Below are 17,921 nucleotides of genomic sequence, written 5' to 3'. Positions count from 1 at the left end.
GACAAGGGAAAGAGTCACATGAAATCTTTACTCGACCTGTTCAAGCAGTTCACGCCCGATGAGCATTTCGATGCCATCAAGATTGGCATGGCGTCGCCTGAAAAGATCCGTTCCTGGTCTTTCGGCGAAGTCAAAAAACCTGAAACCATCAACTACCGCACCTTCAAGCCTGAGCGTGACGGCCTGTTTTGCGCCAAGATTTTCGGACCCATCAAGGACTACGAATGCTTGTGCGGCAAATACAAGCGCCTGAAGCACCGCGGTGTTATTTGCGAAAAATGCGGCGTTGAAGTTACACAGACCAAAGTGCGTCGTGAACGCATGGGTCACATCGACTTGGCTGCTCCTTGCGCGCACATCTGGTTCCTGAAGTCCCTGCCTAGCCGTTTGGGCCTGGTGCTGGACATGACCCTGCGTGACATCGAACGCGTGTTGTACTTTGAAGCATACGTGGTGACCGACCCCGGCATGACCCCGCTGAAGAAGTACAGCATCATGTCCGAGGACGACTTTGATGCCAAATTCCAGGAATACGGTGACGAGTTCACCGCCAAGATGGGCGCCGAAGGTATCAAAGATTTGCTGGAAAGCATCGACATCGATGGCTCCATCGAGAAGCTGCGCAACGACTTGACCGGTTCCGAGCTGAAGATCAAGAAGAACGCCAAGCGCCTCAAGGTGCTGGAAGCCTTCAAGAAATCAGGTATCAAGCCCGAGTGGATGGTTTTGGACGTGTTGCCGGTGCTGCCACCGGACTTGCGTCCCCTGGTTCCCCTGGACGGCGGCCGCTTTGCGACCTCCGACCTGAACGACCTGTATCGCCGCGTGATCAACCGCAACAGCCGTCTGCGCCGTTTGCTGGAGTTGAAGGCTCCCGAGATCATCGCCCGCAACGAAAAGCGGATGCTGCAAGAAGCCGTGGACAGCTTGCTGGACAACGGCCGTCGCGGCAAGGCCATGACTGGCGCCAACAAGCGCGCCTTAAAGTCCTTGGCCGACATGATCAAGGGCAAAAGCGGCCGTTTCCGTCAGAACTTGCTGGGCAAGCGCGTGGATTACTCCGGTCGTTCAGTGATTACCGTGGGCCCAACGCTCAAACTGCACCAGTGCGGTCTGCCCAAGCTGATGGCCTTGGAGTTGTTTAAGCCATTCATTTTTGCGCGCTTGGAAGCCATGGGCATTGCGACCACCATCAAGGCTGCCAAGAAAGAAGTTGAGTCCGGCACCCCCGTGGTGTGGGACATTCTGGAAGAGGTCATCAAAGAGCACCTCGTGATGCTGAACCGTGCGCCAACGCTGCACCGTTTGGGTATCCAGGCTTTTGAGCCCATCCTGATTGAAGGCAAGGCCATCCAGTTGCATCCCCTCGTTTGTGCGGCATTCAACGCCGACTTCGACGGTGACCAAATGGCTGTCCACGTACCGCTGTCGGTGGAAGCACAAATGGAAGCCCGCACTTTGATGCTGGCCTCCAACAACGTGCTGTTCCCCGCGAACGGCGAGCCATCCATTGTTCCTTCCCAAGACGTGGTGCTGGGCTTGTACTACACCACCCGCGACCGCATCAACGGCAAGGGTGAGGGTCTGGTGTTTGCAGATACCGGTGAAGTGCAGCGCGCTTTTGACGCGGGCCAGGTGGAGTTGAATGCGCGCATTAACGTGCGTCTGACAGAGTGGACCAAGAACAAGGAAACCGGCGAGTTCGTGCCTGAAACCAAGCTGTGGGAAACCACCGCGGGCCGTGCTTTGTTGTCTGAGATTCTGCCCAAGGGCCTGCCTTTCGCGAACATCAACAAGGCCTTAAAGAAGAAGGAAATCTCCAAGCTCATCAACGTGTCCTTCCGCAAGTGCGGACTGAAGGAAACCGTGGTGTTTGCCGACAAGCTGCTGCAAAGCGGTTTCCGTTTGGCAACCAAGGCGGGTATTTCCATCTGTATCGATGACATGTTGGTGCCGCAGGAAAAGCACGACATCATCGGTCGCGCCCAGAAGGAAGTGAAAGAGATCGAACAGCAGTACGTGTCCGGTTTGGTAACTTCCGGCGAGCGCTACAACAAAGTGGTGGATATATGGGGCAAGTCGGGTGACGAAGTGTCCAAGGTGATGATGGCCAAGTTGTCCAAGGAATTGGTCACTGACCGCCATGGCAACCAAGTGCAACAGGAATCCTTCAACTCCATCTACATGATGGCCGACTCCGGAGCCCGCGGCTCAGCGGCTCAGATTCGTCAGGTGGCGGGTATGCGGGGTCTGATGGCCAAGCCAGACGGCTCCATCATTGAAACGCCCATTACCGCGAACTTCCGCGAAGGTCTGAACGTGTTGGAGTACTTCATCTCCACCCACGGTGCCCGTAAGGGTCTGGCTGACACCGCTTTGAAGACGGCTAACTCCGGTTACCTGACACGTCGTTTGGTCGATGTGACCCAGGACTTGGTGGTGACCGAGCAAGACTGCGGAACCCATGATGGCTCGCTGATGCGCGCCATTGTGGAAGGCGGTGAAGTGATCGAGTCCCTGCGTGACCGTATCCTCGGCCGCACTGCTGCTGACGATGTGTTGCACCCTGAAACACGTGCCGTGTTGTTGAACGCCGGTGACATGCTGGAAGAGGACGAAATCGAAATGCTGGAAACTGCCGGCGTCGACGAAGTCAAGGTCCGCACCGCACTGACCTGCGAAACGCGCTTCGGCATTTGCGCCAAGTGCTACGGACGCGACTTGGGTCGTGGCGGTTTGATCAACGGTGGCGAGGCTGTCGGTGTGATTGCGGCGCAGTCCATTGGTGAACCCGGTACCCAGCTGACCATGCGTACCTTCCACATCGGTGGTGCCGCGTCCCGTGCTGCTATCGCTTCCAGCGTGGAAGCCAAGTCCAACGGCAATATCGGCTTCAACGCCACGATGCGCTATGTGACGAACAGCAAGGGCGAGTTGGTGGTGATTGCCCGCTCTGGAGAAATCATCATTCATGATGAACACGGCCGTGAGCGTGAGCGTCACAAGGTTCCATACGGTGCGGTGCTGACCATCAAGGCAGACCAGACCGTCAAGGCCGGTGCAATCCTCGCAAACTGGGACCCATTGACCCGACCCATCATTACCGAGTTTGCGGGTAAAGCCCACTTCGAAAATGTCGAAGAAGGCTTGACCGTGGCCAAGCAAGTGGATGAAGTGACTGGTTTGTCCACACTGGTAGTTATCGATCCGAAGCGCCGCGGTGCTGCAAAGGTTGTGCGTCCGCAAGTGAAGCTGATCGATGCGTCCGGTCACGAAGTCAAGATCCCAGGTACAGACCACTCGGTGACGATCGGTTTCCCCGTAGGCGCCTTGGTGCAAGTACGTGACGGACAGGATGTGGGTCCCGGCGAAGTGCTGGCCCGTATCCCAATCGAAGGCCAGAAGACGCGAGACATCACCGGTGGTCTGCCACGGGTTGCCGAGTTGTTTGAAGCCCGCTCACCGAAAGACAAGGGCGTGTTGGCTGAAGTAACCGGTACCGTGTCCTTCGGTAAAGAAACCAAAGGGAAGGTCCGTCTGCAGATCACCGATCCAGAAGGCAAAGTCTGGGAAGAACTCGTGCCCAAGGAAAAGAACATCCTGGTGCACGAAGGCCAGGTGGTCAACAAGGGCGAGTCTGTGGTGGACGGTCCAGCCGATCCGCAAGACATTCTGCGCTTGCTGGGTTCGGAAGAACTGGCACGCTACATCGTGGACGAAGTTCAGGACGTATACCGCTTGCAAGGCGTGAAGATCAACGATAAGCACATTGAAGTGATTGTTCGCCAGATGTTGCGTCGTGTGGTCGTTGAAAATGCAGGTGATTCCGGCTACATCAATGGCGAACAGGTTGAGCGCTCCGAAATGCTCAACACGAACGACGCTTTGCGCGCCGAAGGCAAGATTCCAGCGACCTACACCAATTTGCTGTTGGGTATTACCAAGGCGTCCTTGTCCACCGACAGTTTCATCTCCGCTGCGTCGTTCCAGGAAACGACCCGCGTGTTGACCGAAGCTGCCATCATGGGCAAGCGCGACGAATTGCGTGGCCTGAAGGAAAACGTGATCGTCGGCCGTTTGATTCCAGCCGGTACCGGCTTGGCCTACCACGAAGCTCGCAAGGTCCGCGAAACCATGGACGACGCAGAGCGTCGCGCCATTGCAGAAGCGGAAGCGGCTGAGTTGGCAGGTACTGCCGATCTGACTGAAGATGCAGCTGCCGGGGATGACTCTGCGGCCGAATAAGCCAGGAGCCTGACTCAAAGCGCCCCAAGTTGCATGCAGCTTGGGGCGTTTTTTTTGGAATTCGAACAGCGAAAAAAAGAGGGAATGAGATGGACACATCCATCTGGCTTTGGCTTGCAGTAGCCGCGGTCATTTTCTGGCTCGTCGGGCTCTACAACCGGCTGATGAGACTCCGCTCCCGAGCGCTGGATGTACTCACCGCATTGGAAAGACAGGTAAGGTCTTCACTGATGCTTCTGGAGACTTTCGCCCAGTCAGCGCAAATGGCAGCATTGACAGCTACGAATAGTCCGCAGGATATGGAAGCCGAATGGATGGAAGTGGTACGCGCAGCACAAGTTGTCGAAGCGATTTGGTACGCGCCGCGCAAGAATAGCCTGAGTCAAACGGCGCAGCAAAAGCGATCAGACAGCCTTGTTGCGCTTCAAAGTGCGTGGTCCACGTGGGCCAACACTCCGCCTGACCTTGCGGGAGCCCCGGTGCCTGAAGAAATGCAAGCGGAATGGAGTGCCATCCAAAACAAGGTCAAAGCCATCCAAGAGGCGCTGAATGCCATTATTGAAAACTATAACGACGCAATAGCAGAATACCCAGCCCGATGGGTTGCCGGATGGATGGGTTTTGAATCAAGCACAAAGATCTAGGAAGAAGATGACTGACATCGAGAGAGCCCCGCCCCTTTGGCGACAATTGCAAGCGACGGTCGTGGTGCTTATGGACGTAGCGGACGGTGTATCCGGAAGCGTCGCAATGGAGCGAGTCCCGGCACATTTAAGAGGTGGCGTACAAGCTTTGTCTTTCCGGGCGTGGCGAAACATGGGGCGTGCCAAAGCTATACGTGCACAGCTTGCAAAACGACCTCCCCCCGTCGCAGTAGATACTTTGCTTTGCTTGGTATTGGCGCTGGTATGGGACACGTCCCACGCACTTTATGACGAGTTTACCCTCGTGAACCAGGCGGTGGAGTGTGCCAAGAAGACACCAAGCGCGGCCGCACAAGCTAACTTCATTAATGCATGTTTACGTCGGTTTCTGCGTGAGCGTGAGGCTCTGGTGACAGCCACTAACGATAGGCCGGAGGCCCGTTGGAATCATCCTGCCTGGTGGATCAAGCGTGTCAAAGAGGAGCATCCCCAGGATTGGCAAACCATTCTTCAGAACGCCAATCGCCATCCGCCCATGACCCTGCGCGTCAATGTGCGCAAGGTCCAAGCATCGGAGTATCACCAACAGTTAAAGAGCGCTGGCATCGACGTTGCCCTAGAAAGTGGTTCTTTGCTGGAGCTGACCAAGGCCGTACCTGTTTCCGCATTGCCGGGTTTCTCCGAAGGTCTAGTTTCTGTGCAGGATGGTGCTGCGCAAATGGCTGCTAAGCTCCTGTTGGCTGGAGTCCCAGCCCATGGGCATCCACGGATACTCGATGCCTGCGCAGCTCCGGGCGGAAAAACCGCACATCTGCTCGAACTGTGTGACGCAGAAGTGCTGGCGCTGGAGGTCGACGGCCAACGTGCCGAGCGGATTCATCAAACGCTGAGTCGACTTGGTCTGACCGCAAATGTTCAAACGGCTGATGCTGCCGACACCGGTACTTGGTGGAACGGCAACCCGTTTGACTATGTGCTTTTGGATGCGCCGTGTACAGCATCGGGCATTGTTCGACGCCATCCGGACATTCGGTGGTTGAGGCGGGAAAGCGATGTTCTTCAACTGGCGATGGAACAAAAGAAGCTTCTTGCTGCTCTATGGTCCACGCTGAAGCCGGGCGGCAAGCTGTTGTATTGCACTTGCTCCATATTCAGGGCGGAAGGTGCGGACCAAGTGAAATCGTTTCTTGAGAGCAACAAAGACGCCGTTCTATTGCCCTCTCCCGGCCATTTGCTGCCACAAAGTGGGCAGTCTGGGCAGGACGTAGCCGACAATCAGCATGGCGACCATGATGGCTTTTTCTATGCACTTTTCGAAAAGAAACACTTTTGAAAGTCTGCTGAGACGCCTATGTCTAATTCTTTTGGTTTTTGTCTGGGCTCCGCTACACGCGCAAGCGTCTGTAGAACTGAGCCAATTTGAGGTCGAGCGCTCAAGCGAGGAGCTCACTCTTACTGCCCAACTTCAGTTCGAACTGTCTGCCCCGGTGGAAGACGCCCTACTCAAGGGCGTGCCTGTCTATTTCAGAGTGGAAGCCGAGGTGCTGAGAGAGCGTTGGTATTGGTACGATAAATCGCTCGCCTCCGTCTCCCGTCATTACAAACTGGCTTTTCAGCCGCTCACCAGGCGTTGGCGATTGAGTGTTGGGACCGGAAGCGGAACCAGCGCCGGCCAAGGGTTGGCTTTGAGCCAAACTTTTGACAGTCTCCCGATGGCCATTGCTGCGATCAAGCGGATTGTTAAATGGCGCATTGCCGGGCCTGGGGAGCTGGATCCTGTCGGCCGCTACCGTTTGGATTTCCGCTTTATGCTGGATGTGAGCCAGTTACCCAGACCTTTCCAAATCGGTGTACTGGGGCAATCTGATTGGGATGTCAGTGTTGTCAGATCGGTAACCTTGGGTCCGGAGACTGTGAAATGAGCGCTGATTCGGTAGTTGAGCCTCGAGAAACTACCAATATTCAGCACACCTCCCGTTCTATGCGGAGGGCCATTGCCATTGGTTCGGTGACTATGGTGCTGATTGGTCTGATGCTCTTGTATTTGCTCACGCAGGCCACGAACAATCGCGAGTTGTATGAAAGCAATTACAACGTTTTGTTCGTTATCAACGTCGTAGTTGCCAGTCTATTGGCTGCGGCAATTGCATGGGTCAGCTACCGCCTGATCATTCGCTTGCGTCAAGGCCGATTCGGTAGTCGCTTGCTCCTGAAATTGGCAACTATCTTTGCGCTGGTGGGCGTGATGCCCGGCTTGTTGATCTACGTTGTCTCTTACCAGTTTGTATCCCGATCAATTGAAACATGGTTCGACGTGAAGGTCGAAGGCGCGCTCGAGGCCGGCTTGAATCTGGGGCGGGTCACATTGGATACCCTCACGGTGGACCTCGCAGTGAAATCAAAAGCAGCGGCCAACTTGATTTCGGAAAATCCTGAAAGTGCGGCAGGCGTCCTGGCAGAGCGCATGATGGACCAGTTGAGCGCCACTGACATCACCATTTGGAGTGGTGCTGGGAGTCTTGTTGCCAGCGTAGGGCAATCCAAGTTCCAGCTCAGTCCGGATAAGCCAACTACCAGTCAGTTCCGCACTGCGCGGCAACAGCGCTCATTGGCTTGGGTTGAGGGGTTTGATGATGCGGTGACGGGCTCACTGAGCAGTGCCCGCATCAAGGCGCTGGTTCCAATCACCGGTTCGGGGCTGGGACTGACTGCAGACACCCGATACATGCTGGTTTCCCGTGCGCTACCCCAGGGGCTGGTTAGTAACGCACTCGCAGTGGAAGCCGCAAACAGAGAGTACCAAGAGCGGGCCCTGGGACGTGAGGGCCTCAAGCGCATGTACATCGGCACGCTGACGCTCAGTTTGTTTCTGGCCGTGTTTGGCGCCGTATTGTTGGCAGTTGTTTTGGGGAACCAGATTGCGCGGCCCTTGCTGTTACTCACCGAAGGGGTCAGTCAGGTGGCTGCCGGTGACTTGACGCCCAAACTCGCACTGCAGGGGCGTGACGAGTTGGGTGGCCTTACGCGTGCGTTTGCCTCCATGACCCAGCAACTGGCAGATGCACGCCAGGCTGTGGAGGTCAGCATGTCGCAGGTCGATGCGGCGCGTGCGAATTTGCAGACGATCCTCGACAACTTGACTTCAGGCGTTATCGTTCTCGACCACGACGGATGCATAAAAAGCTCCAATCCAGGCGCCTCACGAATCCTGAAGCGCGAGTTGGCTCCGCACACAGGCGCGCTCTTGGCGCTACTTCCCGGCTTAGAGGCATTTGGCAATGGCGCACAGCGGCAGTTTGAAGAGTTGGCTGCGGGGCAGGGCGAACGCGGCGCCGATCACTGGCAGCAATCCTTTGAGCTAGGCGGTGGCACATCCACTAGTTTCGGCCCCTTTGACAGTGCAATTACGCTGGTAGCCCGGGGTGCAGAGCTTCCTTCCGATCTCCGGTTGTTGGTGTTTGACGACATTTCTGAAATCGTCTCGGCGCAGCGTGCCCAAGCGTGGGGCGAAGTGGCGCGCCGCTTGGCCCACGAAATCAAAAATCCACTCACGCCCATCCAGCTTTCAGCTGAACGTCTGGAGATGAAATTGTCCGGAAAGTTGGAGAACCCGGAGCAGGCCATCTTGGTCAAGTCGGTCAAGACGATCGTAGATCAGGTGGATGCCATGAAGCGTCTGGTTAATGAGTTTCGTGACTATGCCCGTCTTCCCGCTGCAGAGCTCAAGCCTTTGCAACTCAACGCATTGATCAAAGATGTGATGCATCTCTATGATCCTGAGGTTGCGAAAGTTCCGATTGAATTGGAGCTGGACGAAGCTTGCCCCATGGTGATGGGCGATGCACAACAGATGAGGCAAGTGATTCACAACCTTCTGCAAAACGCGCAAGACGCCTGTGCCAGTGCGTCAATGTCTCGTGAGGCTGCCCGCACAGTGACACTCCGGACGCAATGGCAGGCGACAAACAAGCGTGTGCGCATGTCGGTGCTCGATCAGGGCGATGGATTTCCAGAGAGTATTCTCAAACGGGCCTTCGAACCATACGTGACAACCAAAGCGCGGGGCACCGGACTCGGCCTAGCTGTTGTGAAAAAAATATCGGATGAACATGGTGCGCGAATCGACCTCGGGAACCGTCTGAAGGATGGTGTCGTAGTCGGCGCGCAAGTGTCGTTATCATTGACAGTTGCGCCTGGCGCCTTGGCATGAGACCGGGTCAGGTTATATAAGGGATAGCGCAAGCGATATGGCGAATATATTGGTAGTGGACGATGAGCACGGAATCCGTGAACTACTGTCGGAAATCCTCAATGATGAAGGACACACAGTAGAGCTGGCGGAAAACGCTGCGCAGGCGCGTGCTGCCAGACTGCGCGAGAGGCCGGACCTGGTGCTTCTCGACATTTGGATGCCGGATACCGACGGTGTCACTCTGCTCAAAGAGTGGTCCTCTACCGGCGCCTTGACGATGCCTGTGATCATGATGAGCGGGCATGCCACGATTGATACTGCTGTGGAAGCGACCAAGATCGGTGCGTTAGCATTTCTTGAAAAGCCTGTCACCCTTCAAAAACTCTTGAAAGCTGTGGAGCAAGGTTTGGCTCGTGGGGCCGTGCGCAAGCCTGCACCAACCATGCAAAATAGCGCCATGCAGGCCGAGTCGGTAACACTGGTAACGGCCACGTTGCCCGAGCCGGCAGAAACCGGACCACAGGCTCATCAGGATTTCGGTCTCGATAAGCCTCTGCGTGAAGCGCGGGATGAGTTTGAGAAAGCGTATTTCGAATACCACCTTGCCAAGGAAAACGGTTCGATGACGCGTGTTGCGGAGAAGACAGGTTTGGAGCGGACCCATCTTTATCGCAAACTCAAACAGCTTGGCGTTGATCTATCTCGCGGCAAACGAAATAACGTCTGAATTTGATGCTATAATTCAAGGCTCAGGCCCGGTAGCTCAGTCGGTAGAGCAGAGGATTGAAAATCCTTGTGTCGGTGGTTCGATTCCGCCCCAGGCCACCAAATGCAAAAGCGGCATTTCCTCACGGGAATGCCGCTTTTTTGTTGTCTGTGCACGCTTAAAGATTCTGATTAGTACTTCCGGCCTCTTGCTACGTGACGCGTGAAGGATTAACCTCTTGTTACAGTTTGAGTAAAGAGAGTCTCCCGCAGGGAAGCGGTTTCGGTGCAAGCAGTGAATCACAAGTCGTATGAAGGGTTTCCATGTTCGGTAGATTTCTGGGTAAAGGCAGTTCGGAAGCGTCCAAGCGATTGGATGCCACGGATTCGCGTGGCCTGGAAGTTGTGGAAGATGATCCGGAGACTTCCTGGAGCTTGTGGGACAGTGCGCTTGCAGAGCAGGATTCCCGGTACAGCGGTATGGCACCGATCACCAGCGCTGCGCCATTGAGCGTAAGCGCCAAACCTGTGCCGCGCAGTCGCACCGAATTGAAGTCGGCTGAAGCCTTCCCGGATTTTGATGAAATCGCTACCCAACCGATGGGTCTGGAAGAAAAGTCTCCGGCTCAACGGGCAGCTGATGCTTTGGAAATTGTGGAATTGTTTCACCACCGCATAGCCACGACCATCCGCACCTTGTGGGGCTACAAAGAGTGCAGCCTGTACATCAACAAGCTGATCATGAATGGTGGAGATGGCATGGGTCACGCGCGTGTGGGCTTCAATGCTGAAGCGGCGCAAGCCATGTTGATACTCACTGACTTGCACGACCAGATGTTCGGCCCCGCCGAGCCCCAAAAGCAGAACGGTTTTTCAGACTCGTTCCACTCGACTTTCGACGGTCACCGCTAACGCGTTCTACCAGTCCAGCAGGGTCAGTCCCACGCTGAACACTGTACGCTTGCGGTTGTAGTCCATCAAAGAGTCCCCATAACCGCTGAATAGCTCGGTATGCAGCCGCAGGCTGCTGCGGTTGGCGTTGTCCACTGCGCTACCAACCTTGCGGAACCAAGCCATGCGTACTGAGCCGCTATCACCGGTTTGCAACGAATGGCGTACCGTGAAAGCCAGCGAATTCAGCGGGTCCACATTCCAAACGGTGGACAGTTCCGCGCGACCGACCCGGTCCACGATATCGGGGTTGTCGTCGCTGGAGCTGTCTTCTGGAATCCGCTGCCACAAGGCACCGGTAATGGAAACTTTGTTCCCGAGCTCCAGCCCAGCGCGACCAATGATACGGTTCCAACTTCTGGAAAGTGGCAGGCTCTGTCCGTTGCTCTGGTGGTTGATTCCAATGCCGCCGTATCGAAAGCGCCAGCCCGACGGGAGTGCCGACTCCACCGGGAATATGTAGATGAGCTCGGGTTCGTGGTCGGTGGCCCGGAAAGGGCGGGACAAATCGGCGTTGAACAATTGCCAGTACGACTGTTGGCTATACGCAAACCACAACGAATCCAGCCGGTTCGGATCTCCGCCCGTCAGCAGGCCCTGTGCAACCTTGGTGCGCACCGACATGTTGATCCGCGTCTCACTGGTGGTGTATGGCTGGAAGCTTCCGGTGTGGTCCGCAGAGGGCGATGTCGGGGCGGTGTTGACGCTGTCAGAGGCGATCACGGCCAGGCTGATGGGCCGGTAACCGCGCAAGCCGAATGTGCCGCAATCACTGGCGGGCTCCAGTTCCCAAAAACGGGAGAGCGGTGTGGCCGCCGGATTTTTGCAGCTCACCACCTCTACCGGTACGGGGGTATTCACCGCAGGGCTGGTTTCGGCAATGGGATAGTTGCTGGCAATTGCTTCAGTACCATTTTGGGCCTTGGCGCCCGTCAATAATGCGCAAGCAGCTACCAAAAAGAGAGCAAATTGAGGGGCGTTTCTCATGGCTTGGCAGCGGCATTGGCCGCGGTAACGAGGGCTTTAGCGGCAAATTCTGCGCGAAGTGCCCGCAGTTTCTCGCGGGGATCTTCTTTGGCGGTGGATTGATCGAGGCCCATCTCCGCAATGAAGCGGCTCGGCAGGGCTGCCACCATCTCGCGCCCTTTTTTGCGGCGGCGGGTCCAGCTCACGGCCAGGCTGCGCTGGGCGCGGGTGATGCCCACGTACATCAGGCGGCGCTCCTCCTGCAGGCGCGCGGCAATGTCGTCGTTCGCTGACTCATGCTCCAGGGTGGAGCCACCCAGCGGGTCTGCACCGTCCCCGAGCTTGAAGGGCAGCATGCCCTCGGTCACGCCCACCAACATCACGTGGGGCCACTCCAGGCCCTTGGAGGCGTGGAGCGTGGAGAGGGTCACCACGTTCTGGTCCTTCTCCCGCTCGCTGATGGTGGAGAGCAGGGCGATGGTTTGTGACACTTCCAGCAGGTTTTTAACCTCGCGCGTGTTGGTCACGCCAGCGGCATCGTCAATCTGCCCGCCGCAGCGCTGCGCCATCCACTCGCAAAACTCCATCACGTTGCTCCATTTGGCAGAAGCCACGCCCTCGCTGTCTTCGCCGTCATAGAGGTGCTTTTCGTAGCCTATCTCTTTGAGCCAGTCCATGATGAATGCCATGGCCGCTTCAGCGCCCTCCGTGTGGCGCGCGCGAAACTCCAGGTCGTTGATGTAGCGGCCGAACTCATGCAGGCTGCCCAGTGCCTTGGCGCTCAGCACACTGGCCAGTGAAGACGAAAACAGCGACTCAAACAGGCTCAGCTTGTACTGGGTGGCAAATGTGCCCAAGGTCCCCAGTGTGGTGTGGCCTATGCCCCGTTTGGGTGTGGTCACCGCGCGCAGAAAGGCCGGGTCATCGTCGTTGTTGCTCCACAGCCGGAACCAGGCGCACAAGTCGCGGATCTCGGCCCGGTCAAAAAAGCTCTGCCCCCCGGACACCTTGTAGGGGATACCCGCCTTGCGCAGTGCTTTTTCGAACGGCTTGGCCTGATGGTTGGCACGGTACAGCACCGCAAAGTCGCGGAACTCCTTGTACTGCTTGCCTTGTGCGTCTGGCACACCGTTCCCGCGCAGGCTCTGAATGCGGGCCACTGCGCGCTCGGCCTCATGCTCTTCGTTGTCCGCATCCACAATGCGCACCGGCTCGCCTTCGCCCAGCTCACTGAACAGGGTTTTGGGAAATAGCTTGGGGTTGGGGCCGATCACATTGTTCGCGGCCCGCAGGATGGCGCTGGTGGAGCGGTAGTTCTGCTCCAGTTTGATGACCTTGAGGGTGGGAAAGTCGACCGGCAGTTTTTTGAGGTTGTCCAGCGTGGCGCCGCGCCAGCCGTAGATGGACTGGTCATCGTCCCCCACGGCGGTAAAGCGGGCCTTCTCACCGACCAGGTACTTCAGCACCTCGTATTGGGTGGCATTCGTGTCCTGGTATTCGTCCACCAGCACATGGCCCAGCAGGGCTTGCCAGCGCTCGCGCACTTGCGGGTAGTCGCGCAGCAGCTTAAGGGGCAGGCTGATCAGGTCGTCAAAGTCCACACTCTGGTAGGCCACCAAGCGCTCTTCGTAGCGGGCCATGGCGGTGGCGATGATGCGCTCGTTGTCACCGGCTGCAGCGGCCAGCGCTTGGTCGCTGTTGAGGCCGGCACCCTTCCAGGCGCTGATGGTCCATTGCCACTGCCGCGCCGTGGCTGCGTCAATCGTGCCGCCAGCGTCTTTGATGATGCTGGTCACATCGTCGCTATCCAGAATGCTGAACTGCGGCTTGAGCCCGAGCACCGCGCCGTCTTCGCGCAGCATGCGTACCCCCAGGGCGTGGAAGGTGCAGACCACCACGTCCTTGGCGGCTTTGCCGATCAGGTGTTTGGCCCGCTCGCGCATTTCCGCCGCTGCCTTGTTGGTAAACGTGATTGCCGCGATCCGGTTGGCGGGCATCCCCATCTGGATAAGGCGGGCGATTTTGTGCGTGATCACCCGTGTTTTGCCCGAGCCCGCACCGGCCAGCACCAGACAAGGCCCGTGCAGGTAGTTCACCGCCTCTTGTTGGGCGGGGTTCATGCCGTGGTTGGCTTGGGGGGCAGACATAGGGGGGTGGGGGACCTGACGTGCGGGGAGCGGGCAATCTTAACGGGTTGCTGGTTTGCGACTGCATTGCCGGTTCGTGCCCACTCCGCGGAGGGTGTGCACTGCGCCGTTCGTGTCCCCCGCCCGCTCCGGCGGGCTCCTCCTTGACCTCACTGTGCAATGCACCCCCTCCCCGGAGTTCGGGGTGTGAGGTGCGCACCAAGTCAACCAAGAATGCATCCCGCGCTTTCCCCGACAATTGCGACCATGCTGCAAATCCTGATCGTCACCTTCCCGTTCTTTGCTCTGGTGCTTTGCGGTTATCTGGCTGCCCGGCGCGGCATGTTGCCGTTGGCGGCCATTCCCGGTTTGAATGGGTTTGTGCTTTTTTTCGCGCTGCCTTGCATGCTCTACCGCTTCGGCGCGAGTACGCCCATCGGAGAGTTGCTGGATGTCAGCCTCGCACTGACCTACTTGCTGTGTGCGCTGGTCATGGTGGCCTTCGTGGTGGCGGTGACGCTGCATGGTCGCATCGGCTGGAATGACGCGGCCTTTGGCGCGCTGGTGGGCGCATTTCCGAACACCGGGTTCATGGGCGTGCCTTTGTTGGTGGCCTTGCTGGGCGCAAAAGCGGCGGGGCCGGCCATCGTCACGATTCTGGTTGACATGGTGATTACCTCTTCGCTTTGCATCGCGTTGTCGCGTTTGGGCGGGGACCCGGCTCAAGGTGGTATCTCGGCCACCCAGGCGGCGAAAAATGCGCTCAAAGGTGTCGCGGCCAACCCCATGCCATGGTCCATCCTTCTGGGCGCGGTGTTCTCTGCCCTGCAGCTCGAGCTGCCCAAGCCGGTGGCATCCACCGTGGGCTTGCTGGCAGATGCGGCTTCGCCCGTGGCGCTGTTCACCATAGGCGCGGTGCTGGCCCGCTCGCAAATGCTGGCCAAGGACGACAAAACGCACGAAGTGCATTGGCAGGAATATGTGCCGGTCGCGCTGATCAAGCTGTTTTTGCACCCCTTGCTGGTGCTGCTGGTCGGGGTGTCGGCGGTGAGCCTCGGCGTGCACATCGATAAATTTGCACTCACCGTGCTGGTGTTGCTGGCCGCCCTGCCGAGTGCCAGCAATGTGTCGCTGTTGGCCGAGCGCTTTGGTGCGGACAACGGGCGCATCGCCCGCATCATTCTGGTCTCCACCGCTGCCGCATTCTTCACCTTCTCGGGAGCCGTAGCCCTGATGGTTGGAATCTAGTTGCTATTATTTTAGGAGCTGCTGGCGCATATTCCGTGTGCGCTACCGGCAAATTTGGTTTGGAAATGCAGGCGCCCTTGGATTTGCTGGTGGCTTTGGACTGCGTCGCACAATACTGCTATGGACACTTTGATGAACCTTGTTTCCGCCATTTTCCGCTTCGCTCTCAAGCTAGTGCTCATCGCCGCCGCGGCGGTGTTTGCGCTGAGTCTGATCTTCGTGGCGTTGCTCAGCTTGGTTTGGGTGCTGCTCAAAGCCCTACTCACCGGCCGCAAGCCGGCGTTTGTGACCACCTTCCAGCGTTTCAATCAGGCTAGGCTGCAGTTCAAGCGCGGTGGTTTTGGTGCTGCCGGTCCCTCGGGAGTAGGCGGTTTTGGCCACAGAGCTTCTGCTGCCGATGTGGTGGATGTGCAGGCCCATGAGGTCCGTAACGACCAGGCTTTGCCTTACGGACCTAGCACCGACAGGCACTGACTCTGATATTCATTTTGTAGCGACTTGCGCATGTTTGATGTGCGCCAAGCCCGCTTTTTGACTCAAATCGCCAACGGGTCCACATCTATCGCCCAGCGGATCAGGCCCTTGCACTCGGGCTGGCTGCGGGTGGCGTGGAGCACGCTTTGCCAGGCGGTCAGGAACTGCTGCAGCGTCGTGCGTGAGGGGCACTCGATGAGCATCTGGGCCCGCTCGATATTGGCCACCCGCTGGATGGCCATGGGCACGGCGGGGTAGAGGAAGACTTGCTCCAGCGCCCCGGCCCAGCCGTCCCACGCGGCCATCTCGGTTTGGGCGAAAGTGCGGGCGGCGTTCAAAAAAGCTTGTGCAGCCTCTTGCGTTTTGGCCTCGGCGCGCACCAGCGCCTGGGCGCTGAAGGGCGGCATGTTGGCTTGCTCGCGTTCTTTGAGTTGCTGAGCAGCGAAGGCGGGGTAGTCGTGCTTTTTGAGGGCGGCGTACAGGCCGTGCTCGGGCTGGAAGGTTTGCAGCCACACCTCGCTTTGGGCGCCCAGTGACGCATCGCGCCCGGCGCGGCCTGCGGCCTGCATCAGCAGGCTGAACAGGCGCTCGGGCGCCCGGAAGTCGCTGCTGAACAAGGCCCCGTCCGGGTTTACTGCTGCGACAAGCGTGATGCGGCGGAAGTCGTGGCCCTTGGCAATCATCTGCGTGCCCACCAGCACATCTACGTCGCCCGCATGCACGGCAACCAGCTGCTCTTCGAGCTGGCCTTTGAGTTTGGTGCTGTCGGCGTCGATGCGTGCAATACGCACATGCTCGCCGTTGGGGTTCTCGGGTGTGACGGAGCCGTGGCGTCGCACATCCACCAGCAGCTCGGCCAGGTGTTCTTCCAGCTGCTCGGTGCCGCGCCCAAAGGGGGCGATGTCCACATTGCCGCAGTCCGGGCAGGCGCGCGGCACCCGCTCGGTAAAGCCGCAGTGGTGGCAGCGCAGGGTGCGGTCGATTTTGTGGAACACGCGGAATGCGCTGCAGTGTGGGCATTCACTCTTCCAGCCGCAGTCTTCGCAGGTCAGCACCGGGGCGTAGCCGCGCCGGTTCAAAAACACCATGACTTGCTCGCCACGTGCCACCCGTTCGGTGATGGCAGCAATCAGCGGGGTGGAGAAGATGGCACGTCGGGGCTGGTGGTTCATGTTTACGCGCCGCACCAGTGGTAATTTGGACGATTCACCCACCCGGCTGGGCATGTGCAGGCGCAGGTAGCGCCCGCCTTCCTCGGCCGGCCGGCTGTGGTGCCAGCTTTCCAGCGAAGGCGTGGCCGAACCGAGGATGACCTTGGCGCCCTCCAACTTGCCCCGGTACACCGCGAGGTCGCGCGCCGAGTAGCGTGCGCCTTCGCCGCTCTTGTAGCTGGGGTCGTGCTCTTCGTCCACGACGATAAGCCGCAGCTTGGGCAGGCTGGCAAACACCGCCATGCGCGTACCCAGCACGATGCGGGCAGCCCCGCCATGCGCACTGAGCCAGCTTTTAAGTCGCTGCGGGTTGGTCATGCCGCTGTGCAGGCTGACCACGGCCTGTTCGCCGTAGAGCGGTGCAAAGCGTGCTTTGAAGCGCTCTTCCAGCTGGGGGGTGAGGTTGATCTCCGGCACCATGACCAGGGCTTGGGCATCCGGGTCGGATGCCAGCAGCTTGTGCACGCAGTGCAGGTACACCTCGGTTTTGCCGCTACCGGTGGCGCCGAAGAGCAAGAAGGGGCCGCTATGGCTGTCGATCTGCGCAATCGCGGTGGCTTGCTCGGGGGTAAGGGCCGGTGCGGCCAATACCGCGCCGCCGGCGCCCGCGTCCACTTTTTTGCGTTTGAGGCGGCGCGCCATCTGCTCGGGGTTCAACTCGCGCAGCTGCGGGGGCAGGGCGGCCAGCGCCACTTCGCCGGCCGAGCGCTGGTAGTAGGCCGCCGTAAAGCCCAGCAACTGCTGCCAGGCGCGGCTCAAGGGCGGTATGCCCTCCAGAACACCCGCAATATCACGCACCTTGGCGGGGTCGAACTCGCCGGTGGCTTCTGCAGTGGCCGCATCCCACACCACCCCCAGGGTCTCGCGCTTGCCCAGGGGCACCCTTACCAGCGTGCCTGCGGGCAACAGCTGCTCGCTGCGGTAGGTGAGTACCGGGCCTAGCGCCGCATGCGCCGGCGTGTGCACCAGAACGGGCAGCCAATGGCTCATGGGCGGGGTCCGACGGACATCGGACGTCTCGTGATGCGGAATGTCACTTGGGGCGTCTTGTTGAGGTGAACTTGCGGAATGTGGGCTAAGTGCTTGATTTACAAGTGCTTTACACGCGATTCAGGTTTTCTGTGGATAACTTTGTTGATATGTGCGTTTTGCGGGCTCC

General features: G+C 58.4%; 12 protein-coding genes and 1 tRNA gene. 10 read left to right on the top strand and 3 right to left on the bottom strand.

Going from position 1 to position 17,921, the window contains the following annotated elements; genetic code table 11:
• Positions 1-18 precede the first annotated feature (18 nt).
• The 8 genes from rpoC to ACOAP0_RS07055 all read left to right on the top strand — a co-directional run bounded on the left by rpoC (position 19) and on the right by ACOAP0_RS07055 (position 10,698).
• Positions 19-4,245 carry a DNA-directed RNA polymerase subunit beta' gene (gene rpoC, locus ACOAP0_RS07090; protein ID WP_498375016.1) on the top strand — a complete coding sequence of 1,409 codons (4,227 nt, stop codon included), beginning with the start codon at positions 19-21 and terminating at the stop codon, positions 4,243-4,245.
• 89 nt (positions 4,246-4,334) lie between these two features.
• On the top strand, positions 4,335-4,889 hold the full coding sequence (locus ACOAP0_RS07085) for a LemA family protein (RefSeq protein ID WP_498375017.1): 555 nt from the start codon (positions 4,335-4,337) through the stop codon (positions 4,887-4,889).
• A gap of 7 nt (positions 4,890-4,896) precedes the next feature.
• Positions 4,897-6,222 carry a 16S rRNA (cytosine(967)-C(5))-methyltransferase RsmB gene (gene rsmB / locus ACOAP0_RS07080; RefSeq protein WP_498391352.1) on the top strand — a complete coding sequence of 442 codons (1,326 nt, stop codon included), beginning with the start codon at positions 4,897-4,899 and terminating at the stop codon, positions 6,220-6,222.
• Complete coding sequence (locus ACOAP0_RS07075; protein WP_498391351.1) at positions 6,170-6,811, top strand: DUF4390 domain-containing protein; 642 nt, start codon at positions 6,170-6,172, stop codon at positions 6,809-6,811. The genes rsmB and ACOAP0_RS07075 overlap by 53 nt, the downstream gene beginning before the upstream one ends.
• Positions 6,808-9,099, top strand: a complete 2,292-nt coding sequence (locus ACOAP0_RS07070; protein WP_498375019.1) for a sensor histidine kinase — start codon at positions 6,808-6,810, stop codon at positions 9,097-9,099. Before ACOAP0_RS07075 ends, ACOAP0_RS07070 begins: the two co-directional genes overlap by 4 nt.
• A gap of 37 nt (positions 9,100-9,136) precedes the next feature.
• Positions 9,137-9,808 carry a response regulator gene (locus tag ACOAP0_RS07065; protein WP_498375020.1) on the top strand — a complete coding sequence of 224 codons (672 nt, stop codon included), beginning with the start codon at positions 9,137-9,139 and terminating at the stop codon, positions 9,806-9,808.
• A 25-nt stretch (positions 9,809-9,833) separates the two neighbouring features.
• Positions 9,834-9,909: transfer RNA gene (locus ACOAP0_RS07060), tRNA-Phe, on the top strand.
• Between the two features lie 201 nt (positions 9,910-10,110).
• Complete coding sequence (locus ACOAP0_RS07055; protein WP_498375021.1) at positions 10,111-10,698, top strand: hypothetical protein; 588 nt, start codon at positions 10,111-10,113, stop codon at positions 10,696-10,698.
• Positions 10,699-10,704: 6 nt separating this feature from the next.
• Here ACOAP0_RS07055 and ACOAP0_RS07050 read toward each other — a convergent pair whose 3' ends face one another.
• Both ACOAP0_RS07050 and ACOAP0_RS07045 read right to left on the bottom strand, forming a co-directional pair.
• The gene (locus ACOAP0_RS07050) at positions 10,705-11,724 is read right to left on the bottom strand and encodes a phospholipase A (protein WP_498375022.1); all 1,020 of its coding nucleotides are present in this window, start codon (positions 11,722-11,724) and stop codon (positions 10,705-10,707) included.
• Entirely contained in the window at positions 11,721-13,850 is a 2,130-nt protein-coding gene (locus tag ACOAP0_RS07045; RefSeq protein WP_498375023.1) for an ATP-dependent helicase, read from the bottom strand. The genes ACOAP0_RS07050 and ACOAP0_RS07045 overlap by 4 nt, the downstream gene beginning before the upstream one ends.
• Before the next feature lie 246 nt (positions 13,851-14,096).
• On the opposite strand from ACOAP0_RS07045, the gene ACOAP0_RS07040 reads away from it, so the two are divergent.
• Together ACOAP0_RS07040 and ACOAP0_RS07035 are read left to right on the top strand one after the other, a co-directional pair.
• Positions 14,097-15,077, top strand: a complete 981-nt coding sequence (locus ACOAP0_RS07040; protein WP_481874701.1) for an AEC family transporter — start codon at positions 14,097-14,099, stop codon at positions 15,075-15,077.
• A 132-nt stretch (positions 15,078-15,209) separates the two neighbouring features.
• A complete protein-coding gene (locus tag ACOAP0_RS07035) occupies positions 15,210-15,551 on the top strand; it encodes a hypothetical protein (RefSeq protein ID WP_498375025.1) in 342 nt (113 codons plus the stop codon).
• 62 nt (positions 15,552-15,613) lie between these two features.
• Here ACOAP0_RS07035 and priA read toward each other — a convergent pair whose 3' ends face one another.
• Positions 15,614-17,752 (bottom strand): replication restart helicase PriA, encoded by a 2,139-nt coding sequence (gene priA, locus ACOAP0_RS07030; protein ID WP_498375026.1) that lies wholly within the window; start codon positions 17,750-17,752, stop codon positions 15,614-15,616.
• Positions 17,753-17,921 lie beyond the last annotated feature (169 nt).

The organism is Curvibacter sp. Hmag1.1 (assembly GCF_059769165.1).
Note: the sequence above shows the minus strand (reverse complement) of the source record. Positions and strands in the feature narration are given on the sequence as shown.

Excerpts from the sequence above, each read along its gene's own strand:
- ACOAP0_RS07065 (WP_498375020.1), top strand. The coding sequence starts at position 9,137 with ATGGCGAATATATTGGTAGTGGACGATGAGCACGGAATCCGTGAACTA.
- ACOAP0_RS07055 (WP_498375021.1), top strand. The coding sequence starts at position 10,111 with ATGTTCGGTAGATTTCTGGGTAAAGGCAGTTCGGAAGCGTCCAAGCGA.
- rpoC (WP_498375016.1), top strand. The coding sequence starts at position 19 with ATGAAATCTTTACTCGACCTGTTCAAGCAGTTCACGCCCGATGAGCAT.
- rsmB (WP_498391352.1), top strand. The coding sequence starts at position 4,897 with ATGACTGACATCGAGAGAGCCCCGCCCCTTTGGCGACAATTGCAAGCG.
- ACOAP0_RS07085 (WP_498375017.1), top strand. The coding sequence starts at position 4,335 with ATGGACACATCCATCTGGCTTTGGCTTGCAGTAGCCGCGGTCATTTTC.
- ACOAP0_RS07075 (WP_498391351.1), top strand. The coding sequence starts at position 6,170 with ATGGCGACCATGATGGCTTTTTCTATGCACTTTTCGAAAAGAAACACT.
- ACOAP0_RS07035 (WP_498375025.1), top strand. The coding sequence starts at position 15,210 with ATGAACCTTGTTTCCGCCATTTTCCGCTTCGCTCTCAAGCTAGTGCTC.
- ACOAP0_RS07070 (WP_498375019.1), top strand. The coding sequence starts at position 6,808 with ATGAGCGCTGATTCGGTAGTTGAGCCTCGAGAAACTACCAATATTCAG.
- priA (WP_498375026.1), bottom strand. The coding sequence starts at position 17,752 with ATGAGCCATTGGCTGCCCGTTCTGGTGCACACGCCGGCGCATGCGGCG.
- ACOAP0_RS07040 (WP_481874701.1), top strand. The coding sequence starts at position 14,097 with ATGCTGCAAATCCTGATCGTCACCTTCCCGTTCTTTGCTCTGGTGCTT.
- ACOAP0_RS07045 (WP_498375023.1), bottom strand. The coding sequence starts at position 13,850 with ATGTCTGCCCCCCAAGCCAACCACGGCATGAACCCCGCCCAACAAGAG.
- ACOAP0_RS07050 (WP_498375022.1), bottom strand. The coding sequence starts at position 11,724 with ATGAGAAACGCCCCTCAATTTGCTCTCTTTTTGGTAGCTGCTTGCGCA.